Consider the following 24,910-nt stretch of genomic DNA (forward strand, 5'->3'; position numbering starts at 1 on the left):
CCACACGAAGTCCCCGCCCCGGATCTGCTGACGCAGGTCCCTGAGCAGCAGGTGGGCGCGTCCTTTCTCCAGTTCGACGAGATTCCCGGTGGGCAGTCCGACCGGGCCTCGTACAGTGCCGTCCGCGCTCACGATGTCCACGGAGCGTGCGACGGCCGTCTCCGCGCCGAGCAGCCTGTCCTCGCGTTGTCCCTGGTTGAACAGCCAGAGGTAGAACGGAGCGTCGTCGCCCGGCTCCCACGGGCCGTCGGGGGGTTCGGCGATGTGTGCGTAGCGGATCAGAACCGGTCCCAGACGGGCGTTGGCGCCCGGCGGGTTGAACTCGTTCTCATCACTGCCGCATCCCGTCGTACCCCACACGGCGGCGAGACAGCCCGCCACGAGGAAGGCGACTGCCCTCCGCCTCGGCCCCGTCATGATCGCGTACATCTCTGTGCCACCTCTCGCTTGAAGTTCCCGCAGCGCACAGGCCACCGCTGACAGGCATGCCACGCCTTTGCCGCCTGGCGTCACCCTTTCGGCCAGACGGAGGACTCGTCAGGGGAGCGCAAGCTGTGAGCGAAAGGGAGCGGCAAGCACGAGCAGCTCGGCAGCACGTGCCGGCGGACGAGTGGACACCCCCTCGGCCGGGACGCCGGCTGTCCGCCTGTCGCTGCGCCCCCGGGAACGTCGTGGCTGCGGGGTCGTTGCCGAGCACGAGTGCCTGTGCGGGGCCTACTTCGATGATGCCGATGAGGTCCTCGACTGAGCAGGCGCGGCCGTAGTCGCCTTCGTCATCGGGACCCAGGTATGTGTCATTGCGATCTCCGTTCAACTGGTGCGGGTGAGGGCAGGGGGCATGAGCTGTCGCGTCGGCTGATCTCGGCCGCGTAGGCGCCCCCAGTGTCCAGCAGCGGCCCCCTGCCATTTGACGGCGACGGTGATGCCGAGGGTGCGGGCGAGGACCGCGGCGGGCAGCTCGGTGGCGAGCTGGAACAGAGCGGTTGAGCGGGCCTCTGCGAGCCTGATGCCGAGCTTGCGGAGCCGCACTCCCATGGCCCAGACACTGATCGGGCGGCCGGGCTGGCCGCCGGGGAAGAGCCAGGGCGAATCCGTCCGGGCTCAGGACGGCGTGGCTGCGGCGAACCCCGACCTGGTGAAGGGCCAGGTCAGCGACAGGTTGGGGCAGGTCGAGGGGAACATCGTTGGCCGGGCGGCGCCGGTCCGGCACCGCGGACAGGCCTTCACCGCCGTGCAGTTGCAAGTTGCACGCGGACCCAACCACACCACCGGGTGGCCGCCCACCGCCCCGGCCGGGACGCCACACGGCCCGACCATGACCCCGACCATGCCACCGCGCGCCCCACCACGGCAGGTCAGCACACTCCTGGCCACACCTGTGGGCCGGTAGCGTGCCTCCATGATGGTGGGCACCGAAGAGACCCGGCTGGTCGTGCTGCGCGGCAACAGTGCGTCAGGGAAGTCGTCCGTCGCGGCCGGCCTCCGTGAGAAGTTCGGCCGCGGCCTGGCCCTGGTCGGCCAGGACAACCTTCGCCGCATAGTGCTCCGCGAACGTGACCGGCCGGGAGCGGCGAACATCGGCCTGATCGACCTGACGGCCCGCTACGCCCTTGACGCCGGGTTTCACGTCGTCGTCGAAGGCATCTTCTACGCCGACCGCTACGGCGACATGCTCGCCCAGCTGAGCGCCGACCACCGCGGCCCGACCCACGGCTACTACCTGGACGTGCCGTTCACCGAGACCCTCGCCCGGCACGCCACCAAGCCGATCGCCGATGACGTCACCGAGACGCAACTGCGCGACTGGTACCGGCCGCGCGATCTGCTGCCCGGCGGCACCGAGACCGTCATCGGCGCCGACAGCGCACTGCACGAGACCGTCGACCGCATCATGCTCGACACCGGCCTGGCCCACCTGCCCGCACTGGACCGCTGACCGGCGCTCTGGTGCAGGCGCGCGGCGTGGCGTCACCGGCTGGAGGTGGCGCGGGTGACGTCGACCACCAAGGCCGTCTCACCCTTGGCGGCCATGACTTCTCTGAACTGGCTAGGCGCTCGCGGTCTCGTCCGGGTGGAGGGCGTCGAGGATGAGGGTGAGGCCGAAGGTGAACTCGTCGGCGTAGTCGTAGCCGGGCTTGAGCACGTGCTCGGTGGCCAGCTCGGTGAGGTGGGGGTAGGCGTCGGCGGGCATCTCGCGCAGGATGGCGCCCGCGACCTCGTCCAGCTCCGCCGCGCCGGTGAAGGGCAGGCTCAGTTCCTGGAGCACGAAGCCGTACAGGTAGCTGTCGATCAGCGAGATGGCGTGCGCGGCCATCGGGACGGAGAATCCTCCGGCGCGCAGGGCTCCGATGACGGCGTCGTGGTGGCGCAGGGTCGCGGGGCCGGGCTGGGAGCGGGAGTCCATCAGGCCGATGGCCCACGGATGGCGCCGTAGGACGGCACGGGCGCAGACCGCGCGGTGACGCACGGCACTCTTCCAGTCCGTGTCGCGCGGCGGCAGGTCGATCTCGCCGAACACCGCGTCCACCATGCCGTCGAGGATGTCCTCCCTGCCCGCCACGTGGTGATAGAGCGACATCGCCTCGACTCCCAGCGGTTCGGCGATGGCCCGCATGGTGAGCGCGGCCGCCCCCTTCTCGTCCGCCACCGCCACGGCCGTACGAATCACGCGCTCGCGACTGAGCGGGGTGCGCGCCGAGGCCCCGCGCCGGTTCTTGCCTCCCTCGCGCATCCGCCCCTCCTCTTCGCTCCCCCTTGACTGCCTTACAGCATAAGGCTAGCTTGCCTTAGAGCATAAGGTCAGCAGGCCGGCGAAAGGGATGCGCCATGAGCGCGGATCGTGTGAAGAAGGTCTGCATCGTCGGGGCTTCGGGGAAGCTCGGGCAGTACATGGTCGAGCACGCCCTGGAACGCGGCTACGAGGTGGTCGGCGTGTGCCGGGAGGGCAGCGTGCCGAAGTTGGCCGCGTTCGAAGGCCGGATGACCGTCGTCCCCGGCCCCACGAACGACCCGGAGGTGATCCGGCGGGCGGTCGCCGGGTGCGACGGGGTGCTGACGGTGCTGGCGCCTTGGGGTGTGCGGCAGTACGCGTCGGGCACGGCGCAGGCGGTGCTCGATCACGCACGGCCGGGTGCGCGCCTGGTCTTCTCCTGCGGCTGGCACATCACGCGCGACGGCAAGGACCAGTACTCGCGGATGTTCACCATGGGCGTCCGGATCGCCGCCGCGCTGGGCAAGCTCGTCCGCGCCGTCGAGCTCGACGACCAGGTGGAGGCGTGCCGGCGGGTGTTCGCCAGTGACACCCGGTGGACCGTGGTGCGCGGCAGCAGCCTGGAGGAGGGCGAAAGCCAGGGCCTGCCCGTGTGGAGTCGGCACGTGGGCGACCCGGTACTGTCCAGCAATCTGACGCGCCGGGTGGACTTCGCGCTGTTCATGGTGGAAGCGCTCACCAACGACACGCTCGTCCAGGAGGCCCCGGCGATCGTCGGCTGCCGAACCCCCAGCGCCCTCGCCCACACCGGCGGCCCCCACGACCACGCCTAGCCGGGGCGGACAGGTTGTAGTGCCGACGGCCCGAGTTGGCGCTACAGCGCACTGCGGGCGTCACGACTGCCGTGTCTCGCTCTTACTGGCTCTGACAAAAACTGTTGATCATGTGACTGTCGGCTTGTTGGCGGAGGGCCGGCCTCGCGTGCCGGACCGGCAGGCGTTGTGCGGGATCCTGTGCGTGCTGCACACCGGCATCCAGTGGGCGTACCTGCTCCAAGAGCCGGGCTCTGGTTCGGGCATGACCTGCTGGCGGCGCCTGGCCGCGTGGAACGAAGCCGGAGTGTGGGACGGCTGCACGCGGTGCTGCTGAAGGAACTGCGGTCGACGAACAAGCGGGACTGGTCGTGGGCGGTGATCGACTCCTCCAACCCCTACGGCTCGGTCCGGACCGGCGGCTTCGACGCCACCGACTTCGCGCGCCGAGTGGACGCCGCCGGCGGCGATGTCACCGCCCCGTGCACCAGTGGCTCGTAGAAACCGGCCGCATCCGTGCGGACGCCCAGATCATCCACCTCGAGGTCCGTACCTGGCGCCCGCGCTGAACTGCCCTCACCCCTTGGCCAGTTCGAGCTCCAACAGCCATTCCACGACCTCTGTGTGGTGCCGCGCCTGCCGAGGGTCCGCACCCCACACATACAGCCCATGTCCCGCCACGACCACAGCTGGCATGCGCGGATCGCGGGCGGCCTCCAGACGGTCACCGAGCACCGTCATGTCTTGGCTGTTCGCGATGACCGGGAGCATCACTTCCTCAGCGTGCGTCGGTCGGCCGACGCCCTTGAGCATTTCGACATCGCGGAAGATGATCCCCTCCGGTCTGCGCCACGCGACGGCAACCGAAGCGACGGTATGGACGTGCACAACAGCGCCCGCACCGGTCAGCCGGGCGACGCGGGCGTGCAGCGCCGCCTCGGCTGACGGTCTGCCACCGCTGACGGCGTTGCCGGCGGCGTCGACCAGAACCACGTCAGACGCTGTCAGTTCGCCTTTGTCCAGGCCACTGGCCGTGACCGCGAGACGCAACGGGTCACGGCTCGTCACCACCGAGAGGTTGCCGGAAGTGCCCCGCATCCAGCCGAAGGAGGCGAAGCGGGCCGACTCGGTGGCCAGAACCGCTCCAGCCTCTGCCAGCCCGGGATCGAGGTCGGTCGTGGGTTCCGTCACCGCGTACTCCTCGCATCGCTGACAGTGGCACGGCTGACCCGGATATCGGCGAAGGACCTGACCTCGGGATGACCGCCGGTGCCGTGCAGGTGGTACGGCTCGCCGGGGCGTCGCACCCCCGCGGTAAGCCAGTCGGCTGCCCGAGCGGCGTCGAGCTCGGCCGGCCGGTCGGACAGGAACAGGGTGTAGCCGGGCCGCGCGGTGAGAACGTCGCTGATGGCTCTGTACGAATCGGGAGACTGCTTGGGGCCGATGTTCTCGGTGTCGAACAGTCCGTCGATGAGAGGCAGCAGGTCACCGCTGGCGCTGTGTGTGAACCAGGCGCGCTGAGCCGCCACCGAGCCGGACGAGTACACGTGGAGCTGTATGCCCTTGGTGTGCCAGAGGCGCAGGGCGGGCGCCACGTCGTCGTAGAAGTGCGAGACCAGGTCGCCACACGCGAAACCCTCGGCCCACGCGATGCCTTGGAGCGTTTTCAGCGGGGTGGCTTTGCGGTCCTCGTCCAGCCAGTTGTTCAGAGCCCTTTCGATGCCTGCCGCGTCCACCTCTGGGTCGCCCAGCAGCCTGCGCACCTGGTCAATCGCTCGTCGTACGTCGGCCTCTTGGCTCCGTTCGGTGAGCAGCGTGCCGAACCGTTGGCGCGAGTACGGATACAGCACCTTCGTCACGAATTCGGTGGCGCTGGTGGTGCCCTCGATGTCGAGCACCACGGCGTCGGCTTCGAACGTGACGGTCATGCTTCCCGCTCCGCGATGTAGGTGGCGTGTATCGCGTCGAAGTCGGGGAACCGGGACGAGATGTCGGAGCCGGTGAAGTTGCCGATCCAGCCGTCTTCCTCATGGAAGAACCGGATCGCGGTGAAGGAGGGTTGAGCGCCCATGTCGAACCAATGGGTCGTTCCTTTCGGGACCTCCAGCAGGTCACCCTTCTCGCAGCACACGGCGTGGACCTCGCCGGCCACGTGCAGGTAGAAGATTCCGGCTCCGGCCACGAAGAAGCGCACTTCGTCGTCGTCATGGGTGTGTTCATTGAGGAATTTCTCCCGAGCGGCGCGGGCTCGGGCCGCCCAGTCGGGGGCATCGCTGGGGTGCAGGGCGACGACGTCGACCGTGCGGAAACCCTCTTTCTCGTTCAGCCTGTCGATTTCGCTGCGATACGCGGCGAAGACGGTGTCGCTGTCGGCATCTGTCGGCACGTCATGACGTACGGGCCAGCGCTCGTAACGTACGCGGAGCGGGGCGAGGGCGGCGGCGATCTCGACCGGGTCGGAGGTACGGCGGAGAACGGTCTGGGGGCTTGAGTCCGGCCAGGTGATCAGAAGTGTCATTTCGGCTCCAGAGAGACATGGAACAGACGGGCGGGCGCATTCTGCGGGGCGGTCCACGGATCCCGTGAGTAGTTCGCGGATTTGGGGAACGCCGTTGACGTTCGCATCAGGGCAGCTCGAAAGGCAGGGGAAGCCCGTCCAGGGCTGTGACACACGCGCACGTCCGGTCTTCGGGGCAACAGCTTTGCTGCCCCGAGGATGACAGCCCGCAGCCGCTCCAGGTTGGCCTGGAATACCTCGAAGACGGTCTCCTGGTCGACGCTCTCACCGCGCCGAATGCCTGCGTCGTGGTCGGTCACCAGCGCCACCGCCGTGTAGCACAGTGCGAACTCTCGTGCCAGGGCCGCTTCCGGATGTCCGGTCATGTTGACGAGGGACCACCCCGCCGCGGCGTACCACTGCGACTCTGCCCGGGAGGAGAAGCGCGGGCCTTCCACTACCACCATGGTTGCGCCGTCGTGGGCGTCGGTGCCGATGGATGAGGCGGACTTGATCACGGTCATCCTGCCCTCTTGGCAGTACGGATCCGCGAACGGCACGGGTACGGCGCCCGTGTCGTAGTAGGTCTGTACCCGCCCGGTCGTGCGGTCCACTATCTGATCGGGGACCACGATGCTGCCCGGACCCAGTTCCGGGCGAAGCGACCCCACTGCGCAGGGGGCCAGGAGCCGGCGTACGCCCAGGGCGCGCAGAGCCCACAGATTCGCTCGGTGGTTGATCTTGTGTGACGGGAATCGGTGCCCCGCACCGTGCCGGGGCAGGAAGGCCACCCGCCTGCCGTCCACGACACCCACCGCGGAGGGATGCGACGGATCACCGTATGGTGTGCTGACCTCCATATTTCGCGCGTCAGTGAGCAGTTCGTAGAACCCGCTGCCGCCGATGACGCCGATCCCAGCCTGCTCGACCGTCTGTCCGCTCATGTCTGTTCACCCTCGTCGTCCGGTTCCTTCACTGAGGGGCTCCGCCGGTGGGCGGCACATCACCCACGCACCCCGGGCTTGGGAAGGTCGGGGAGGAGTGTTCCGGAGATCACCGCGCCACCGTCCTCAGTTCGGAGACGGTGGCTGTGATGAGGTTCGCGGGGGTGACGTCGAACGCAGGGTTGTAGACGCCCGCATCGACAGGAGACACGGCCGTGCCCGCGCAGTGGGTGACTTCGGCTGAATCGCGTTCCTCGATGAGGATGGCCGATCCCTCGGGCAGGGACCGGTCCCAGGTGGATTCAGGAGCGACGACGAAAAACGGAATCCGATGGTGGGCTGCCGCCACAGCCAGCCCGTAGGTGCCGATCTTGTTCGCTACATCGCCGTTGGCCGTGATCCGGTCGGCTCCCACCAGCACGCAGTCCACCAGACCCCTGGCCATGGCGGACGCCGCGGCGGAGTCGACGCATATCCGGTAGGGCACGCCGGCCTCGCCCAGCTCCCAGGCGGTCAGGCGGCTGCCCTGAAGAAGCGGCCGGGTTTCGTCGACGAGTACTTCGGCCACACATCCGCGTTCCGCCAGTTCGAGGATGGCTCCCAGCGCCGTTCCGCACGCGGCGGTGGCGAGCCGTCCCGTATTGCAGTGCGTGAGGAGGCGCAGCGGACGCCTTTTCGTGAGCGACAGCACCAGGTCAGCCGCGCGCAGGGATGCGGCGCGGTTGGTCGCGGCGTCCTCCTCAAGCATCGCCAGCGCCTCGGTCAGCACGGCGTCCGGGCCGTCGTGGAGTCGGCCGAGTGCACGACGGACTCCCCACTCAAGGTTCACCGCGGTCGGACGAGCATGCGCGAGACGGCTCGCATCGGCTGTCACCTCCGCTGTGACCTCGTTCGCCATGGCCCCATGCCACCGTGCGGACAGAGCCACTCCCAGGGCGCCGGCCAAGCCGATGGCCGGTGCCCCGCGAATCGCCAACGATCGGATGGCATCGATGAGTTCGTCCACCGAAGCCAGTCGCAGCAGGCGGTAATCTCTTGGCAGCGCACGCTGATCCACGGCGATGACGGCTTCGCCGTCCCAGCTCAGCGAGGTCTTCATCCGGCTCTCCCTCGGCAGGCGTCCTGTCGGGCTGCAGCTGTTGGTGACGGTCTTGCACTGGGCACAGCGGTGCGGTTGCCGCACGTACTCCTCGCGGTGGCGACCTTCCTGGGCTGGTGGTAGCCGTTGCAGCGCACCACCAGGCGACGACCACGCTCGTCGCGCTCATCAGGCAACCCCGTTACACAGGCGTTGACTTCAACTTCCAGCGCGGCGGCCAGCATCCGGCGGACGCCCTCCCGGACTATCTCGGCGATCAAGGAGGAGCCGTTGGTAGTGGTGCCGTCGTCGTTCACTCCGCCGAGCACGGACGTGCCTTCCGGCCGGTGCTGCGAACACCGGTCTTGCTCGGTGACCTATCGATCAGTCACCCGGGAAGGTAGGTCCTCCCCGAGCCGCTCCACAGGACTTGAGCATTGCTCGCTGTTCCGTGCGGTTAGCCCTTCTGTGTCGCTTTCCTCCTGTGGGGGCTGGCGGTGACCCGGACGTTGCTTGGCCGCGGCGATCGCGAGGCCGGCACCGATGAAAGCTGCGCCCGCGAGATGGAAACCGTGGAGGCGCTCGCCGAGGAAGAGGAAAGCCAGAACAGCGCCGAAGACCGGCATCAGGTGCAGGAATTGCCCTGCTCTGGCTGCGCCGACCAACTCGGCGCCGCGGTTGTAGCAGAAGTAGCACAGCAGGGAAGGGACCAAGGCGACGTACACCACTGCTGCGACGGAGCCGGCTGTCAGGGGCAGGAAACGCCCGGAGGCCGCTTCGGCGGCGGCCAGGGGCGCCAGCATGAGGGTGCCCAGGCCGAACGTGGCGGTCAGCAGGCTCAGCGGGTGCACCGGCGGACGCTGGCGCAGCAGTGCGGTGTACAGCGCGTAGCTGATCACGGCCAGGAGGATCCATCCGAGGCCTTCGCCCAGGGCGAGCGCGCCGGTGTCGAAAGGACTTCCTTGGGTCACCACCACCCACACACCGGCCAGGGAGAGGACTAGTCCCAGCAACTGGAAGACTTGGGGACGCTCGCGGAAGAGGACGAAGACGAAGGCCAGGATGAGCAGAGGCATGATCGACTGCATGAGCAGTGCGCTGATCGCCGTAGTGGATTGGAGCCCCTCATAGATGAGCGTGTTGTAGGCGGCCACGCCGGTGGCTGCCAGGACCAGCACTGTCCCTTTGCGCTGGACCAGCACCGGCAGGTCGCGCCGGAGCCGGGGTGCCCCGAAGGGGAGCAGTACGACGGTGGCGGTAAGCCAGCGGAAGAACGCCAGGCTCACGGGGGGGACGGTGCTGTGGATCAGCCGGCCGACCACGAAGTTGCCTGACCAGCCGGCTGCGGCCAAGCACAGCAGCAGCACCGGTGACCGGTAGATCCAAGAGAATGCCGAACGGACCCTCCGCACTGCTGCCCCTTCCTTTCCAAGCGTGTTACTGCTGATCCCCTGCTGTGTCTTCCAGGGCGCCGGCGAGGATCCGTTCGAGTGCTGCGACGCTGTCCCAGACGTCAACAAAGCGAACGAACAACGGCGACAGTCCGATCCGAAGCAGGTTGGGGACCCGGAGCTCGGCCATGAAGCCTTCCGTGCCGAGTCTCTCAATCAGCCCCCGAGCGGCTCTGTGGCGGAGGGTCACGTGACCTCCCCTCTGCGCTTGTGCCCGAGGGCTCAGCACATCGGCCCCGTAAGGAGTCAGGCGCTCGGAGGCGAGCTCGATGAACAGTTCCGTGAGTGCTGAGGACTTGGCGCGGACGAGAACTGGATCCGCCTTGGCGGTCAGCGAAATGCCTTCGTCGAGGGCCGCGAGGCTGAGCAGTGGTGGGCAGCCGGTGGTCAGTCGGCCGATACCGGGGGCCGGGCGGTAGTCAGCCTCGAAGGCGAACGGGTCCGCATGCCCAAGCCATCCGGTGATCGGCTGTTGCATGTCAGGCAGCAGCCGCGCGGAGACGTACATGTAACCGGGCGCTCCGGGGCCCCCGTTGAGGTACTTGTATCCGCAGCCCACGGCGAGATCGGCATCGTCGGCGTCCAGCGCGAGCGGGACCACGCCCACGCTGTGGGACAGGTCCCACAGGACGAGCGAGCCGACCGCGTGCGCCCGCTTGTTGATCTCACTCATGGGGAGGATCTTCCCCGTGCGGTAGTCAACATGGCTCAGCATGACCACTGCCACGTCGTCGTCGAGGGCGTCCGGGATCGACTCGATGTCGACCCTTCTGACGCGGGCAGCGGGGTGGACGTGTTGAGTGATTCCGTCCGCGATGTAGAGGTCGCTCGGGAAGTTGTTGGTGTCCGTCAGGATCGTCTGGCGTTCACGGCCGGATCCGGCGTGGACCCGGAGGGCTCCGCACAGCAGCTTGAAGAGGTTGACGGAGGTGGACTCCCCGACAACGACCTGCCCTGGGGCCGCGCCGATGAGCTGCCCGATCCGGTCTCCGACCGCGGTGGGCAGGTCGAGCCATCCGTGCGTCCACCACGCGGCGTTCATGTCGTGGCGCCATTCCTGCCGGACCACCCGGGAGAGGCGGTGCCAGGTGGACTTCGGTGGCGCTCCGAGAGAGTTCCCGTTGAGGAAGACAAGGCCGTCGGGGAGGTCGAACTCCTCCCGGAAGCCAGCGAGTTCGTCGTTTTCGTCCAGAAGCTCGAAGAACGTCCTGTCCCGAGCCGTCATGCCGTTCCTGTGAGCTGTCGCATCAGGTCGTACATGTCCTCGTTGTGCCACCACTCGGCCAGGAGGTCGCCCTCGAAGCGCATGATGTCGATCCCGGTGAGGCTCACCCGCCGACCGGTCCCGGGTACCCCAGAGAGCACTCCCAGGTGGGTGCCGGAGGAGTTGTAGCGTGCGACGATCTTGTCGCCCTCGATGATGACGTCCTCAATCACGAACTTGTAGTCCGGGAACGCCTGGTGCCAGTCGAGGGCCATGGAGATGTGCCCGCTCTTGGTATTGGGGAACGCGTCGATCGGCCGGTGGTCGAAGAAGTGCTCGGCGAGCACCCGGCCTCCCGCGGGTTCACCCTGGTTCCAGAGTTCTCCGATCCAGATGTCCTCGTAGACGTGCCGCATCAGCTCGTGCCGCGCGTTCTCGCTGCGGGTGGGCATATCTCACCTCTCGGTCGTGTCGGCGGCTCGGAGGGGGAGAGGACCCGGAGACCCCTGGCCCCGGTCCTCGGGCTCATCCGTGGTCGGGCAGGTGGCGGTGGGCGGGATCAGGGCACCGAGGCCGCGGACCAACTCCTGGGCGACGATCCGCTCGGGTCGGAACCCGGCCTGGAGCACCGGTATCGCCTTGTTCGGCTCCGCTGATCCGCACATGAAGATGTCTACCGCGGCGAACTGGTACTCCGGCCAGCTGTGCACGCTGATGTGGGACTCGGCCAGAACAGCGACGCCTGAGACGCCACCGCCTTTGCCGAAGTGGTGGACGTGGACGTAGAGCAGCAAGGCTCCGGAGGCCTGTGCGCAGTCGCGCAGTACGGTCTCGGCGTGGGCGGGATCATCGAGTCGGCTGGCACCGATGAGGTCAGCCAGGATGTGGGTTCCAGCGCCTTCTTCCCCACCGTGATGCTTTCCAGGGTTCAGGGGAAGCTGCCCAGAGGGAGCGGGATGGCTCACCGAGGCCTCCTTCGTATGTCGGTGGCCGCGTGCAATGGGGGAGCGGGTGTTCATGGGTTTCATTGGGGGTTGAGCGAGAACCCGCAGACGTCACGGGTCGCGAGGTCGGCGTGCTCGGCTACCAGGACGGGGGTGACGTCGTGCAGGCAACGCGGATCCTCGAAAACAACCGTGTCGAGCGGCTCTTCCAGTTCGAGCTCCCGGTAGACGTCACCTTGGAGATCGGCGAACCGACTCCGGCCGCCCGTTGCTCCGGAGCGCCCGATGAGCGTGATGGAGGTGAAGGCGTGGCCGTCGTGATGCATGCCTTCCGGGGCCGGGTAACCGGGCCGGTCCGGACGGGCCAGGATTCGCATCAGATGCACTCCGATTTCCCAGGTGCGGGCGGAAGCGACCCGGTCTTCCGGGAGGACGGCCAGCACGTCCCACATGAGCTGGATCAGGAACGGGTTGACGCGAGTGCGGGCGGCCAGCGGCTCGAACTTCCGGTGCACACCGCCGGCATACGGGTTGAGTTCGGTGCTCTGGAAGAAGGCCCTGTCCTCCAGTGACTCGACGCGTCGCTCCTCCACGTCCACTGCGAAGAGACTGAAGCGCCTCTGCCGGAAGACGTAGTCCGTCTTCAGCCACTGGTCGTCGGCGAGGTCCTCGAAGTCCTCGGCGAGTTCGCGCAGACCGTCGCTCAGCCTGGCGTCGAGAGCCGCTTGCCCGGGCAGCAGGACTGCCGGGTCGTCGGTGAATCGTTCCGGTGGCAGAGGACCGAAGAGTTCGGGGTACGTCGTCATACTCACTTCCCTCGGGTGCTCAGGGTGTGTAGTCGAGGTAGGTGTCGAAGTCCCATGAGGTGGTGGTGGCCAGGAACCGCTCCCATTCGTCGCGCTTGAGACACGTGTAAGTGGTGTACAGCTGACCCGGCAGTGCGCTTCGGACCACGGGGTCGTCCGCCAAGGCCGTCAGGGCGTCGCCCAGATTCGCGGGCAGGCGGGCAAGGCCCTGGGCATTGGGAGACTCGTGCGCAACGTCGTAGGCGCTCGCTGCGAGCGGCTCACCGGGGTCCAGGCACCTCCTCAGCCCGTCGTCCGCTGCCGTCAGGAGCCCCGCCGCCATGAGGTACGGGTTGGTCATGGCGTCGGCGACCCGGAACTCGATGCGGTCCGGTGCGGATATCCGGACGGCGCAGGTGCGGTTCTGGTAGCCCCAGTGAGGAGTGAACGGCGCCCACAGCCCCGCATCCCACATACGGCGATAGGAGTTGACCGTCGAGGAGGCGAGCGCGGTCAGCGCGGGGAGGTGGGCCACGATTCCGGAGTGATTGTGCCGTTCAGACCCCATACCGCGTGTGACCTGGGCTGTTAGCAGTCCGGCGTGCTGAGGCACCACACAGTGAGATCTTTCAGCATTGCCGCTCCAGGGTGAGGACGGCTGCGGCAATTGACGTCATTCGATTCGGGCTGCACCGGGATCGGCGGAAGATGCGCCAGGACTTCAGGCGTGCGATGCCGCGCTCGACCGGGGCCCGTGCTTTCGACAGCGCGCGGTTGACGGTCTGTTGGGTGAGCGTCAGTTCGCCTCCCGCAGGCCGTCTGGCCGGTGTGGTCACCCATGCGCCGGCACCGATGTAGGCGCGATCGGCGAGGATCGGTACTCCTTGGCGCTCGCAGATCCTGATGATTCGGTGGGCGCGGGCCGCGGTCAGGTCGTGGCAGCGCCCCGGCAGGGCCGGAGACAGCCACAGCATCTCGCCATGGAGGTCGGTGACCACCTGCACGTTCACCCCGTGCCGGCGGTGCTTGGCCGAGTAGTCGGCGCGGCCGTCACCGAGGCGGTCGCACTCGGCCAGGGTGCCGTCCAGCAGGACGAACTCGGGGTCCGCCTCGCGCAGAGCGCGCAGCAGACCGGGCGCGCGGGCGGCCAGCAGCTCGATGACCGCGTTGGTGTAGGCGTGCGCGGTGCCGACCGAGATGCCGAACCCGGAGGCGATCTGGGCGAGGGGCTCGTGCTTGCGCAGGTACACCAGAGCGACCAGGGCACGCTGGTGCGGTGGGAGCTTGCAGCGGCGGTCACCCTCGCGGGTGACGATGACCATGGTGACCCACTCGATGAGCGCATGGGGCAGGTCGAGTGCGGCAGGATGAGGGATCAACAGGGCTCCTGCGCCGATGGGTTGAGACTTCGAACACCTCCCTCAACGGCACGGGAGCCTTGTGCGTTGTGGCCAAGGTCGCTGTCACCCGGTCGGTGCGCTCACTGAAAGCCCTCACTGAAAGCCCTCAGTGGTCTGCGGAGGGGCGTCGGCGAGGAGTTGTGCCGTGAGTTCCATACAGCGCATCCGGGCGGGAGAGAAGTCGTAGGGCATTTTGGTGATCGCTTCGGAGACGCTCATCTTTGTGTCCTCCTCCCCTTTCAGGTCGGCGTCGTAGATCTCGAAGAGCTTCTCCTCGGCCGCATCCAGCCCAGCTGCCTCGATGGCCTGATCCAGGGCCATTTGTTGGGCGCATCGCTGTACGGCGAGTTCTTCGACGCGTGGGTCGTGGGGATCGACGCCGTCGTCGAGGGCGGCCTCGGCGGCTTCGAGACGGTCGTCTTCGGCCCTCAGGTCGGGGTGGGTGGCCAGCACGATGAACACGCTGGCTTGGATGGCGGCGCCCAGCGGGCTGAAGACCCGTTCCGTGACCAGCAGGGCGTCCAGGTCGGAGGGGCGCAGCGCGCCCGGGGGCAGGTGGCTTAGCCGGTCCGTGACCAGTTCGGCGAGCAGCCCCAGCGGGCTGCCCACCACCTGCAGGCGCTGGACAGCCGCGCGCTGACGTTTGATTTCGGCCTCCCGCGCCGCCAAGGTTTCCTCCAGCCTGCTCAGGATCTCCTCGATGTCCCGGGCTTCGCCGAAGGCGGCCCGCATATCGTCCAGGCTGATGCCGACCGCTGCCATCTTGCGGATCCACAGCAGGCGGATCATGTCGTCGTAGCCGTAGCGGCGTCGGCCGTCTCCACCTCGCTCCGGCTCCGGCAGCAGGCCGATCTCGTGGTAGTGGCGGATGGCACGTGGGGTGGTCCCGGCGAACGCGGCCGCATCACCGATCTTGACCTGGCGGGGAGGCGTGATGGAGGGGTACATCAGACAGAGCCTTTCGTGCTGTGGTGCCTCGACCACACCACATGCCGCTACGACAGGTGCAACAACACCATCCAGATATCTCGCTGAAGGGCGACAACTACCGCATGCGCGGCCGCGACCTCGGACGGGTTCCCGCGGCCGACGCCGGGGAATGACCAACATCAACTGACGTAGTGGGGGTCACTTTTCAACCGTCGGACGTGGGTCACGATTCACGCGTCGCCGACACCGGTCGAGCGCGGCATCGCACGCCTGAAGGCCTGGCGCATCTTCCGCCGATCCCGGTGTAGCCCGAATCTAAATGACGTCAATCGCCGCAGCCGTCCTCACCCTGGAGCGGCAACGCTGAAAGACCTCAGTGTGTCGGAGGTGTGTCGGACTGACGGGGGCAGGGTCAGACTCTGCATTGGGTGTCGTAGCTCCTTGCTCTCCCCAGACGTTCCTGGACTCCGCCAGCCAGGGTGGCTTCCCGTACCCGCCGGTGCCGTCGCATCACTTGACGTTCGGTCATTCAGGGGGCTTTCACTGCGCTTACATGCTTAAATAACAAAATGTCACCCAGGCGTCCACGAGCTCACCTGAATTCCGATCTATCTGTCGCTAGATTGCAGGAAGCATTTACTTTGCAAGGCTGGACCGCGGAAGTCCTCGGGAAGGACTACGGGGAAGACTTGTTGGTTCGAATATTCGATGATGGAGAGGCGACGCCGTACACCTTCTACGTCCAAGTTAAATCGACGGAAACCCTTTCCCGATACACCAGAAAGGGGGGTGGCTATGTGCGTTATCCTATTAGTCTTGACCATCTTGAGCACTGGTTGAAGTTCTCGGACCCCGTCTTTCTTGTTATCTGGGACAGGGAGACTGGGGGTGCAGTATGGGACATGATCCAAGAGACCTCTCTTCCTGTTGACACCTCGGGCGTGAAAGCAAAAATCCTCGTGCCGATGCGCAATTCCTTGGATGGGCAAGGGTTGGAGAGGATGCGTACCCAGACTGTCTCTCGGCATAGGAGGCTCAATAGGGAGCAGCGCGGATCTGAAATTCTGGTTGATTTGCTTTCTGAGTCGATGAATGCCGAGGTGAGCTACGACTCTCAAGCTGGAATCATGGTAATCGAGCATCATGACGGAAATATGGAAATGCGCCTATTTGGTGCGACTCTAGAATTGATGCACTGGATGGCAAAAGAGCGCGATTCGACTCCAGAGGAGGTGTTCAGGCACGTAATCCGTTCGGCTGCTGAAACCGTTCTTTCTATCGAGGCGGGTACGCCGTACGAGTACCGGAATTCAGACGGGTCTGTCACTATCTGTCACACTGCAGAGGAATGGGCGAGCTGTATCAAGGCGGGTGAGGATTATGTGGGATGGGTAGAGGAAATGCCGGATGACTAGAGGCAGATCGGAAGTCGCCTCCGGCTCCTCGCCCATTGAGAGGTCGGCTTCGCCGACGGGCTGTAACACCCCGCGTGTTGCAGCCCGTCTGTGACCGGACACCGCACAGTCGGATAGCTGGGAGGCTGCGCGCCGTGTCTGGCTGTGGTCGACGGTCTATGCCTGGCTGGGGCTGTCTGGGGGTGGTCCCCAATCAGTCACCTCGATACCGGCGCGGACGATGAAGTCCGCGGATATTCCTAGTAGTTGGAACGGTGATTTTCCGTGGCGGTCAAGCCAGGAGCTTCGGCGGATTCTCTCGTCGTGTGAAAGGGTGTCCCAATCATCGTAGTGAACACCCGGATTTGAGCTCCTCGGTAATCCGCTCTCAGCTAAGGCGTATTCGGCCTCTGCTGGGTTCCGTCGCAAGCGCACCAGAACCCAGGCGGTTTGGACGTCAACACCATCCCCTTGGTTGGTAGAGAGCCTGACTGCACGCCATTGCGTGATGGGAGACAGAATCCACCGTCTTGTGCTGCGCTGCATCGTGTCGAGTCCCCAATGTTCCTAGACCGTTCCATCGCGCCCCTCGTGCGGCTGGTCGAGCTGCTGCTCCCTCTTGCGTTGCTCGACACGCAGTGACTCGACTTCCTTCGTCAACTTCGACAGGTTGTCGTTCTCGTCACCGGTATAGGGCGGGATTCCTAGCTCAAATGCAGTGGCATGTTGTTCGATGGCGTCTGCAGTCTGTTGTAGATAGAAGCTCCGCTCGCGGTACTTGAAGTACCCCGTGAAACCAGCGGATAGGCCGACTGTAAAGCTGAGTCCGACCGTCACCCATTTCAGGTACCCAGGGTTATCGGCCAAGCTTGCGGCAGTGGTTGTTCCCAGCGAGCCGATAATTATGATGGATTGGAACGCGTTGTGGATCCTGCGGTAATGCTGGGCTTCTGTCCGGAGCTGATCAAGCTCTCGGGGTAGTGAGTCCTTGTACGTGAATTGGCGCTGAGTTACAGGGACTCCAAGCTGGGAAGCTTGAAGAAGCCTCCGCTCCTCTGCGATCTCCAGTTCCAATTGGAGCTTCCGGACGGACTTACGGTCCTGTGTTGCTCGTTCACGCTCCATGTAAGCAAGGACCCCGCATGCGATCGCACACAAGACTGTCAGCGGTATAGCAATCCTGTTGACCTTAGCAAGGTCAACGGTGCGCCACGTGGATATGGTCGCAACATATATCGCCAGTGCGGCGAATAGTGCTGCAAATCCCGTCCCGTATAGGGTGCGGAGCTGGATTTTCCTTGTTCGGATCTTCTCCTGTAACTCCAGGATTGCGGTCGTGTGTGCCAGAAGTTGCTCTGTGGGGCCGCTCGCAGACTGAATAGGACGCGTCACATCCCACCCTCCCCTGTGATCATGAACGCGACTCAGGGAATCGTACAAGTGGAGACCGGTGATTGCAGTAGCTGTTTCGGTAAATGTGTGGCACAGCTGGTTCTGGCTCAGAAGGTCGCTATTGACATCTTGGATGGTGGATGTGATTGGAAACGGTCGGTGCTTCGCACCTGTTGGAATCAGCCGTGGTCGAACTACTCAGGTTGAACTCGCGGAGTCCGGTGGCCCGTGACGGTTCTTGATCGTTGCGGTACGACGTCGTCATGCGGTACGCGCGTGGGGGCGGGTTGACGCCCAAGGAGCAGGAAAAGCGGGAGCGGGTGCGTCTTGAGGCGGCCGGGCGGTTCGCTCGCGGTGAGAGGACCGAGGCCGTCGCGAGGGAGCTTCGGGTGACGTCGCGGTCGGTGCGGCGTTGGCGGCGGGAGTGGGAGGGGGGCGGTGCGGACGCCCTGCGCTCGAAGGGGCCGGCCTCGGTGGAACGGCTGAGCCCCGGGCAGTGGGAGCGGCTGGAGCGGGAGTTGAAGCGGGGCCCGCTCGCGCACGGCTGGGACGACGAGTTCCAGGGGTGGACGCTGAAGCGGGTCAAGCTGCTGATCGGGCGGATGTTCCACGTCGGGTACACGATCCAGGGCGTGTGGAAGCTGTTGCGGCGGCACGGCTGGTCCGCGCAGGTGCCCCTGCGGCGGGCGATCGAACGCGACGACGAGGCGATCGAGGTGTGGAAGGCTAAGGTGTGGCCGCAGGTAAAAGGACTGCGGCGGACCTGGGCGCCCACATCTGCTTCGAGGACGAGGCAGGCCAGGGGCTGAGGCCGCCGAAGGGACGCACGTGGGCACCGCGCGGAGCCCGGCCGGTGGTGCGGGTACGTGGCCGCAACCGAGGACGGGTCAACATCGCCGGCGTGGTCTGCTACCGCGCCGGACACCGCTCCCGGTTCTTCTTCAAGCTGCACATCTGGCACGGGCGCCGGGGAGAGCCGAAGGCGTTCTCCTGGCGCCAGTACCGCGATCTGATCGTCATGACCCACCTGCAGCTCGGTACCCCGGTGGTGTGGTGCTGGGACAACTTGAACGTGCACCTGGTGAAGGAGCTGGCGGACTTCGCCGAGGAGCACCAGGACTGGTTACAGATCTTCCAGATGCCCTCCTATGCTCCGGAGTTGAACCCGGCAGAGGGGATCTGGTCGCTGCTCAAGCGGCACTTGGCCGACTTCGCCGCCGTCGACCTCACGCACCTGACCCGCGTGATCAAGCGGAAGCTGAAGAAGATCCAGTACCGGCCCCATCTGGTCGACGGCTGTCTGCCACCCACCGGTCTGACCATGGACGACGACGCGATCTCCGCGGCAGCACGGTCGGTGGGCAATGAGACCAAGCAGGTTGCCGACTCGCGCGGTGGCGTAGCCGCAGGTGCCGCGTCGATCGTCGGCAGCCTGTTCGGATAAGTTCGCCCTACGGGGCGGGGTGAACCGTCGTCTCACCCCGCCCCTCCCGCGTCAGACCTCCCACATGGAGCACAGCGTGTCCAGCATTCCCTCCGCCCCGGAGCTGCCCCTGGCGCTCTGGTGGGTTGTCGCCATCGTCGTATCCGTCGGATGCGTTACGTTTTACCGATCGGTAGCCGCAAATCGCACACAAGAGATGATGTCAATCGCAGGAATCCTGGTGGCGCTTTTTGGGGTGATCATTTTCGGTGCTTCGCACAGGTTTCACCTGGAACAGCTGCTACCGATGTATAGCTCCGCCGTGGCAGCGATTTGGTTCGCCGGTGTGGGACACCGGCCGGAGCTACGCGAACTGTACAGAATCAGCGCGGAATCGGGAGATCAGCACGTGCGCATGTCTCGCCCATTGACCCTTCAAGCCACGGCGTCTTTTGCCATCATATTGAGTCTCGGCGTGTGGTTCGCCGCCAGGGCCTGATCCGCCGGCCCTCAGGCATCACGCCCCGGTACTCAGGTAGAACTCGAAGAGACCGCCAGCCCGACAACGGCCCTGACCTGTGACTCAGCACCGTTCCCCGCGGACTCTGCCAGTTCAACCTGAGTAGTGCTTAGTGGTGCTGGTGATGCCTGTGATGCACTTGGTGCGCGTCATCGCTCTCACGTGCAGAATCGTTAGGTTTGGGGCGCGGATTCGGCTGATGGGCGGAGGCTGATTCCTGATTATCGATTGGGCTGGCTCACGGGGAAAAGCACAGCTTGCTGCGCCTGGGAAGAGCGCGACTTGGACGTTCCGTCCGGGCTGCTTGCTGCTAGTTATGGAAGTTGCGGCACTTCGGAGTGCGGCGTTCGGCAAGGCGGCTCCCTGTGTTGGCCAAACTCCGGCGGCTGTAGCCGGACAGCCCGGACACCAGCACCATGAGCTGTCCGGACTGTCTGCGCAGGTGAGAGGCCTAACCGGACAGCCGGACACATGGGACACTGAATGTCCGTCGATGCGCTGCCGGGCCCGGGTGGCACTCTTGGCATCGGGCAATGGGTCGAGTGAGAGGAGCCGAAGTGCCGGAGGCCAGTCCGCGCGGAACCTACCTGGTCATTGCGGAGGCGCTGCGCAATCAGATCGAGGCGGGTGAGGGACCCTCGAGCTGGGGGACCGTCCGCAGGCCGTGGAGCGGCTCACGGCGGACGTCGTCGTGTGGGCGACCGGATTCCGGCCGACCCACCCGGACCTGCTGGCGCCGCTCGCGGACCGGCTGGAGTGGGAGCAGGGGGAGCTCCGCGTGGACCAGGACTTCGCCGCCTGCTGGGACGGGCCGCCCGATCACAGCATCTTCGTCCAGAACGGAGTCCGCCGGCAGCGCGGTCTGGCCGATCCCAACCTGAGCCTGATCGCCTGGCGCAGTCGGCGGATCCTCGATCGGATGCTGGGCATCAAGTCCGAGGAGCAGTGCGACTCCTTCCTGAGGTGGTCCTCCGGGCCGACCGTCGACGAGTTCCCCCGGGAGCGTGATCGCCGTGGCAGGAATCCGGATCGCCGTGGTGGGCGCCGGGATCATCGGCTGCCTCATCGCCAGGGAGTTGGCCGGGCGCGAGCCGCACGCCGCAATCGCCGTCCTGGACCGGGAAGCGATCGGCGGCGGTGCCAGCCGCCGTTCGGCCGGCCTGCATCTGCCGCGGGGCGCGACCGGGCGCCTGCGGCAGATGACGCGGTACAGCCAGGACTACTATGAGCGACTCAGGCGGCAGCGGCCGTCCCTGCCGATCCGTCCGACCGCCGTGTCGGTCGTGTCCGCCGCTGCCGACGACCGGGCGATACGCGAGACGTACCTCGGCGGTGCCGAGCCCCCCCGGACGGACCATCAGGACCTGTCGGCCGTCGGCATCCCACCCGACGCGCGGGTCTGGCGCGTCCGCGGCGGACACCACACCGACGTCCACAGCCTGACCTGTGCGCTCGCCCGGGAGCTGCGGTCCCGGGTCGGCTTCCACGAGGGTGTCGGGGTCACCGGCATCGAGCCGAGGGCCGGTGACGTGGTGCTGCGGCTGAGCACCGGCGACACGCTCACCGCCGACCGGGTGGTCCTGGCCCCCGGACCGTGGACCGCCGACCCGGCGCTGGCACCGTTCGTCGCGGCAATGGGGATCCGCGTGAAGAAGGTGGTCGCCCTGCACATCGAACAGAGCCCGGCGGAGACGGACGGCGTGGTCGTGTTCCAGGACGAGGATGCCTTCCTGCTCCCCATCCACGAGCGGGGTCACTGGCTGTACAGCTTCACCCGCACGGAGTGGGACGTCGATCCCGGCACCGTGGCTCGGGGGCTGAGCCGGGCGGACGTCGAGGAGGCGCGGAGCAGCTTGCACGAGTGGGCGCCCGAAATGATCAGGTCCGGGGCGTCGGGCCGTGTGTTCTGCGATGCCTACAGCCCGGAGAGGGAACCGGTTGTCGACGTCCTGGACGATGCGGGGCGGGTGGTGTTCGCCGGCGCCGCGAACGGCTGCGGTTACCGGCTCGCCCCGGCCATTGCCCGGGAAGCCGCAGACCTGCTTACGGGCGCGGTCGAATTCCACCGCTGACGCGTGTACGACTGTCGCCGTCTTGTTGCGGGTGAATCAGCCCGGAATCAAAATCGGTCAGCCCTATGGGACATACGCCGCGGGTTTGACCGGTCTCTTCACGCCATGCCGTTCGGATTGAGGTCTTGCTGATGGAGTGGGGCGTTCTCGCAGTCGTCGCAGTGGCCGGATTGCTATCCGGCGCCGTGAACTCCATCGCCGGCGGCGGTTCGTTGCTGCTCTTTCCGGCGCTGGTCGGGATCGGCCTGCCGACGCAGGTGGCCAATGTCACCAATTCCGTGGCCAATTGGCCTGGATTCGCGGGCCAGGTCTACGGCTTCGCACCGGAGTTGAAGGCGGAACCGAGAGGGCGGCTGGTGCTGCTGTCGGTGGTGACCGGCATCGGCACGGTGGCCGGCTCGGCACTGCTGCTGGTCACGAGCAGCAAGAGCTTCGACACGGTCGTCCCGGTTCTGGTGCTCTTCGCGAGTCTGCTGCTGGCCGGACAGAAGCAGGTGAAGAAGCTGGTGCGGGCGGCCGGTTCGGGCACCGATGACAGACGTCCCGAGCGCTTGATCACCCTGGCGGTGGTGATGACCACGGCCGGTGTCTACGGGGGCTAATTCGCCGGCGCGCTCGGAGTGATCATGTTGGTCGCGCTGGCCATGGCTACATCCGACAGCCTGCACCGTCTGAACTCGCTCAAGGCGGCGCTCTCCCTGGTCAATTCGACCGTCACGCTGCTGATCTTCACCCTCTTCGGACCCGTCGACTGGGTCATGGCGACCGTCGCGGCGCCGACCGCCTTGGTGGGCGGCTACCTCGGCGCGAGACTGGCCCGCTGGATGAACGAGGAGCTGCTGCGCTGGACGGTGGTGGCTATCGGGGGCACCATGTCCGTGGTCCTCTTCGCCACCTGATCTGACGCGAGCCTGGGCCCCGACGGGGCATCCCGCCCGGGCTCCGGCTGACGTCAGCGCAGCGAGACGTGAGCGGGGCCCAGCTCGGCTGTCGACCGCACGCCGAGCAGTTGCATGGTTCGTACGATCTCAGCGCGCAGGATGTCCACCGCGCACTGTACGCCGCGCTCGCCGCCCGCCATCAGGCCGTACAGATAAGCCCGGCCGACCAGGCAGGCGTCGGCGCCCAGGGCGATCGCGGCCACGATGTCCGCCCCGGAGAGAATCCCGCCGTCCAGCCAGACTTCCGCCTCCTCCTGGATCTCGTCTCGGACCTGCGGCAGCAGTTCCAGTGGGGTCGGGGCTCGGTCGAGCTGGCGGCCGCCGTGGTTGGACAGCAGCACCGCGTCCGCGCCGTGTTTGACGACGACGCGGGCGTCGTCGGTGCTCTGGATCCCCTTCACCACGAGCTTTCCGGGCCAGCTCTGCCGCACCCAGTCGAGGTCTTCGAGGTCGAGAGCCGGATCGAACATCGTGTTGATCAGGTCGGCGACCGTGCCGTTCCAGGAACTGAGGGACGCGAAGGTGAGGGGTTCGGTGGTCAGGAGGTTCAGTCACCAGAACGGATGCGTCGCACCGTCCAGCAACGTGCTGAGGGTGAGCCGGGGCGGGATGGTCAGCCCGTTGCGCATGTCCCGCAGGCGCGCGCCCCCCACAGGGGTGTCTACGGTCAGCAGGAGCGTGTCGTACCCAGCCTCGTGCGCCCGTCGCATCAGCTCCCGTCCCGCTCCGTGGTCGTGCCACACGTAGAGCTGGAACCACTTGCGCGCGTTCGGGGCGACACGGGCGATGTCCTCGATCGACGTCGTCCCCATGGTGGACAGGGCGTACGGGATGCCCACCCGCTGGGCGACGGAGGCAACGGCCCGTTCGCCCTCGTGGTGCATCATGCGGGTGAACCCCGTCGGGGCGCAGGCGAACGGCAGGGCCGAACGCCTGCCCAGGATCTCGGTGCTGGTGTCCACATCAGCCACACCGCGCAGCACATGCGGATGGAACTCGATGTCCTGGAACACCTGCCGGGCGCGCCGCAGGCTGACCTCGCCCTCCGACGCTCCGTCGGTGTAGTCGAACACCGCGCGGGGGGTGCGCCTGCGGGCGACGCGGCGCAGGTCGTGGATGGAGTATACGGATGACAGCCGCCGACTGGTCGGATCCAGCACGAACGGCTTGGGACGCAGAAGTTGGGCCAGCTCGCGGGGGCGCGGCACGCGTCGTTTCGTCATGGAATACCTTGTTTCGGCAGGGAGGGCCGGCGGGGACTGATGAGGCTGATCGACCAGACGATCGCCGGGTACTGCTCCTTGGTGGGCACCGAGGTCGTCTCCGGGTCGAGGTCGTCGGGCACGTCCTGGGCCGCGACGGCTTGCCGATGGTCTCGGTGAGCGCGAGCGCGGGTGCTCCTGGGGCAGAACGCGCAGCTTTGCGAGGCCGCCCTGATCTTGACGAGTTCGATTGGTTTCATGTCGAGTCCGGCGTCGGAGGCTGCTTTTCCAGGAGGTCTCGGGCCTCCTGCAGTTGGCCGAAGACGTGGAGAGAGTGCAGTTGGTTTCCCACACGTTCGCCTGTCGCTGTGTCGTGCCGACGTATTCTCCGCGTCCGGAGGTGGGTAATGCAGCGGCTTTTTCAGCCTTGTCGCACGTGCCCGCGGAACGGGGTCCCATGCTTGCGTTTCCCGACGACGGAGGACGACGGGCGCCTTTCTCACCGTCTCCGCCGCTGATAACGGCCGGTGGCCCCGCCCGGTGGCCCGCGCCCGGTGGGCTCAGCTCAGCACATCACTGAGAAGCCGTATTCATGCCGATTATCGAGCTTCGAACAAGGAACCTGATGCTGTTTTTGGAGGTCAGGATGTGCCGGACAGCCTCCAGCGCTTGTGCGAGTTCCTTCAGGGGATAGCCGTCCTGGACGTAGTTGAGCCACTCGGGGGAACGGCGGCGGAAGTCCTGCTCGTCCGTGATCCGGGAGCCCAGTGGACGGGCGCCGGTCAAAGACTGGCAACTGCGCTCCGTCAGGTGGTGACCCTAGCCCGTCCGCCCAAGCGTCACAGATACGCCTTGAAGCGACACCAGAGGAACGGGACAGGGTGTTCGCCTGTACAGACCCCCACAACAGTCCATGCACGCATGCGGTGAAGCCGTCGGCCGGCCCCGCGACCTCATCTCCGGCTGCACCGGCCGGCACGCAGTTCACTGTCGTCTGCTCCGAGCACGGCGACGTTGGCGGCCCCCCACCACGTCAGGGCCCTCGCCGAGCCCGCGGCCGTCGCGCACCGCCAGGAGCACCGCGCCGCCCTCGCCGCCCGCTGACCACGACGCAGCGCCGGGGGCCCGCCCCCGAGGGGGCCGGGCGGCGGCCCCCCGCCGATGGGGGGGCCCACCCGCGCGCCCCCAAGAAGGCGCGGGGGGTGGGGATG

The 24,910-nt window shown here is 66.6% G+C and carries 23 protein-coding genes and 7 pseudogenes; 10 read left to right on the forward strand and 20 right to left on the reverse strand.

From position 1 onward, the window contains the following. The 3 genes from ABT063_RS49375 to ABT063_RS49385 form a co-directional block, all read right to left on the reverse strand. Window positions 1-429, reverse strand: a 429-nt coding sequence (locus ABT063_RS49375) for a copper chaperone PCu(A)C domain-containing protein (RefSeq protein WP_351068372.1), incomplete at its 3' end; no start/stop codon positions are given. Then, entirely contained in the window at window positions 332-907 is a 576-nt protein-coding gene (locus ABT063_RS49380; RefSeq protein WP_351068375.1) for an Imm21 family immunity protein, read from the reverse strand. The genes ABT063_RS49375 and ABT063_RS49380, both read right to left, overlap by 98 nt. After that, a complete protein-coding gene (locus tag ABT063_RS49385; RefSeq protein WP_351068427.1) occupies window positions 811-1,035 on the reverse strand; it encodes a hypothetical protein in 225 nt (74 codons plus the stop codon). The genes ABT063_RS49380 and ABT063_RS49385 overlap by 97 nt, the downstream gene beginning before the upstream one ends. On the opposite strand from ABT063_RS49385, the gene ABT063_RS49390 reads away from it, so the two are divergent. Both ABT063_RS49390 and ABT063_RS49395 read left to right on the forward strand, forming a co-directional pair. After that, window positions 1,034-1,390, forward strand: a complete 357-nt coding sequence (locus ABT063_RS49390; RefSeq protein WP_351068377.1) for a hypothetical protein — start codon at window positions 1,034-1,036, stop codon at window positions 1,388-1,390. The two genes, ABT063_RS49385 and ABT063_RS49390, sit on opposite strands and share 2 nt — an antisense overlap. A gap of 12 nt (window positions 1,391-1,402) precedes the next feature. Continuing rightward, on the forward strand, window positions 1,403-1,936 hold the full coding sequence (locus tag ABT063_RS49395) for an AAA family ATPase (RefSeq protein WP_351068425.1): 534 nt from the start codon (window positions 1,403-1,405) through the stop codon (window positions 1,934-1,936). A 111-nt stretch (window positions 1,937-2,047) separates the two neighbouring features. Here ABT063_RS49395 and ABT063_RS49400 read toward each other — a convergent pair whose 3' ends face one another. Then, window positions 2,048-2,731, reverse strand: a complete 684-nt coding sequence (locus ABT063_RS49400; protein WP_351068380.1) for a TetR/AcrR family transcriptional regulator — start codon at window positions 2,729-2,731, stop codon at window positions 2,048-2,050. Window positions 2,732-2,826: 95 nt separating this feature from the next. Between ABT063_RS49400 and ABT063_RS49405 the strand changes: the two genes are divergently transcribed. Beyond that, window positions 2,827-3,543: an NAD(P)-dependent oxidoreductase gene (locus tag ABT063_RS49405; RefSeq protein ID WP_351068383.1), complete on the forward strand. Its 717-nt coding sequence runs from the start codon at window positions 2,827-2,829 to the stop codon at window positions 3,541-3,543. Between the two features lie 136 nt (window positions 3,544-3,679). Then, window positions 3,680-3,912 (forward strand): annotated as a pseudogene (locus ABT063_RS49410) (transposase); the annotation flags it as partial. A gap of 186 nt (window positions 3,913-4,098) precedes the next feature. On the opposite strand, the gene mtnB reads toward ABT063_RS49410, so the two are convergent. The 14 genes and pseudogenes from mtnB to ABT063_RS49485 form a co-directional block, all read right to left on the reverse strand. Next, on the reverse strand, window positions 4,099-4,713 hold the full coding sequence (gene mtnB / locus ABT063_RS49420) for a methylthioribulose 1-phosphate dehydratase (RefSeq protein WP_351068384.1): 615 nt from the start codon (window positions 4,711-4,713) through the stop codon (window positions 4,099-4,101). Beyond that, window positions 4,710-5,450 (reverse strand): acireductone synthase, encoded by a 741-nt coding sequence (gene mtnC, locus ABT063_RS49425; protein WP_351068387.1) that lies wholly within the window; start codon window positions 5,448-5,450, stop codon window positions 4,710-4,712. The genes mtnB and mtnC overlap by 4 nt, the downstream gene beginning before the upstream one ends. Continuing rightward, on the reverse strand, window positions 5,447-6,040 hold the full coding sequence (locus ABT063_RS49430) for a 1,2-dihydroxy-3-keto-5-methylthiopentene dioxygenase (RefSeq protein WP_351068390.1): 594 nt from the start codon (window positions 6,038-6,040) through the stop codon (window positions 5,447-5,449). The genes mtnC and ABT063_RS49430 overlap by 4 nt, the downstream gene beginning before the upstream one ends. Before the next feature lie 106 nt (window positions 6,041-6,146). Then, window positions 6,147-6,963 (reverse strand): annotated as a pseudogene (locus ABT063_RS49435) (S-methyl-5'-thioadenosine phosphorylase). Window positions 6,964-7,072: 109 nt separating this feature from the next. Then, window positions 7,073-8,062, reverse strand: a complete 990-nt coding sequence (gene mtnA, locus ABT063_RS49440; protein WP_351068392.1) for an S-methyl-5-thioribose-1-phosphate isomerase — start codon at window positions 8,060-8,062, stop codon at window positions 7,073-7,075. A gap of 92 nt (window positions 8,063-8,154) precedes the next feature. After that, a pseudogene (locus ABT063_RS49445) lies at window positions 8,155-8,370 on the reverse strand (IS256 family transposase); the annotation flags it as partial. 48 nt (window positions 8,371-8,418) lie between these two features. Beyond that, window positions 8,419-9,408, reverse strand: coding sequence for a DMT family transporter (locus ABT063_RS49450; protein ID WP_351068394.1), 990 nt, complete (start codon window positions 9,406-9,408; stop codon window positions 8,419-8,421). A gap of 70 nt (window positions 9,409-9,478) precedes the next feature. Further along, window positions 9,479-10,717, reverse strand: coding sequence for a kynureninase (kynU, locus tag ABT063_RS49455; RefSeq protein WP_351068397.1), 1,239 nt, complete (start codon window positions 10,715-10,717; stop codon window positions 9,479-9,481). Then, the gene (locus ABT063_RS49460; RefSeq protein WP_351068399.1) at window positions 10,714-11,148 is read right to left on the reverse strand and encodes an ester cyclase; all 435 of its coding nucleotides are present in this window, start codon (window positions 11,146-11,148) and stop codon (window positions 10,714-10,716) included. Before ABT063_RS49460 ends, kynU begins: the two co-directional genes overlap by 4 nt. A 3-nt stretch (window positions 11,149-11,151) precedes the next feature. After that, entirely contained in the window at window positions 11,152-11,661 is a 510-nt protein-coding gene (gene speD / locus ABT063_RS49465) for an adenosylmethionine decarboxylase (protein ID WP_351068401.1), read from the reverse strand. A gap of 59 nt (window positions 11,662-11,720) precedes the next feature. Then, complete coding sequence (locus ABT063_RS49470; RefSeq protein WP_351068403.1) at window positions 11,721-12,446, reverse strand: 2OG-Fe dioxygenase family protein; 726 nt, start codon at window positions 12,444-12,446, stop codon at window positions 11,721-11,723. 19 nt (window positions 12,447-12,465) lie between these two features. Next, the gene (locus ABT063_RS49475; protein WP_351068405.1) at window positions 12,466-12,993 is read right to left on the reverse strand and encodes a type I glutamate--ammonia ligase; all 528 of its coding nucleotides are present in this window, start codon (window positions 12,991-12,993) and stop codon (window positions 12,466-12,468) included. 61 nt (window positions 12,994-13,054) lie between these two features. Then, window positions 13,055-13,804, reverse strand: coding sequence for a transposase family protein (locus ABT063_RS49480; RefSeq protein ID WP_351068407.1), 750 nt, complete (start codon window positions 13,802-13,804; stop codon window positions 13,055-13,057). A 114-nt stretch (window positions 13,805-13,918) separates the two neighbouring features. Beyond that, window positions 13,919-14,773, reverse strand: coding sequence for a MerR family transcriptional regulator (locus ABT063_RS49485; RefSeq protein ID WP_037699457.1), 855 nt, complete (start codon window positions 14,771-14,773; stop codon window positions 13,919-13,921). Window positions 14,774-14,989: 216 nt separating this feature from the next. On the opposite strand from ABT063_RS49485, the pseudogene ABT063_RS49490 reads away from it, so the two are divergent. Both ABT063_RS49490 and ABT063_RS49495 read left to right on the forward strand, forming a co-directional pair. Continuing rightward, window positions 14,990-15,122, forward strand: a pseudogene (locus tag ABT063_RS49490) (IS5/IS1182 family transposase); the annotation flags it as partial. Window positions 15,123-15,324: 202 nt separating this feature from the next. After that, complete coding sequence (locus tag ABT063_RS49495) at window positions 15,325-16,170, forward strand: DUF4365 domain-containing protein (protein ID WP_351068410.1); 846 nt, start codon at window positions 15,325-15,327, stop codon at window positions 16,168-16,170. A gap of 546 nt (window positions 16,171-16,716) precedes the next feature. Here ABT063_RS49495 and ABT063_RS49500 read toward each other — a convergent pair. After that, window positions 16,717-17,541: a DUF4231 domain-containing protein gene (locus tag ABT063_RS49500; RefSeq protein ID WP_351068413.1), complete on the reverse strand. Its 825-nt coding sequence runs from the start codon at window positions 17,539-17,541 to the stop codon at window positions 16,717-16,719. Between the two features lie 263 nt (window positions 17,542-17,804). Here ABT063_RS49500 and ABT063_RS52550 point away from each other — a divergent pair. From ABT063_RS52550 to ABT063_RS49525, 4 genes and pseudogenes are all read left to right on the forward strand, one after another. Beyond that, window positions 17,805-18,868, forward strand: a pseudogene (locus tag ABT063_RS52550) (IS630 family transposase); the annotation flags it as partial. 193 nt (window positions 18,869-19,061) lie between these two features. Then, window positions 19,062-19,463 (forward strand): hypothetical protein, encoded by a 402-nt coding sequence (locus tag ABT063_RS49515; RefSeq protein WP_351068421.1) that lies wholly within the window; start codon window positions 19,062-19,064, stop codon window positions 19,461-19,463. A gap of 1,034 nt (window positions 19,464-20,497) precedes the next feature. Next, window positions 20,498-21,556, forward strand: a complete 1,059-nt coding sequence (locus ABT063_RS49520; protein WP_351068423.1) for an NAD(P)/FAD-dependent oxidoreductase — start codon at window positions 20,498-20,500, stop codon at window positions 21,554-21,556. 131 nt (window positions 21,557-21,687) lie between these two features. After that, window positions 21,688-22,455 (forward strand): annotated as a pseudogene (locus ABT063_RS49525) (sulfite exporter TauE/SafE family protein). A 53-nt stretch (window positions 22,456-22,508) separates the two neighbouring features. Here the strand turns inward: ABT063_RS49525 and ABT063_RS49530 are convergent. Continuing rightward, window positions 22,509-24,158, reverse strand: a pseudogene (locus tag ABT063_RS49530) (alpha-hydroxy acid oxidase). Window positions 24,159-24,910: the final 752 nt, after the last annotated feature.

The sequence above is a fragment of the Streptomyces sp. NPDC002838 genome (genome assembly GCF_040295365.1).
Classification (GTDB): Bacteria; Actinomycetota; Actinomycetes; order Streptomycetales; family Streptomycetaceae; genus Streptomyces.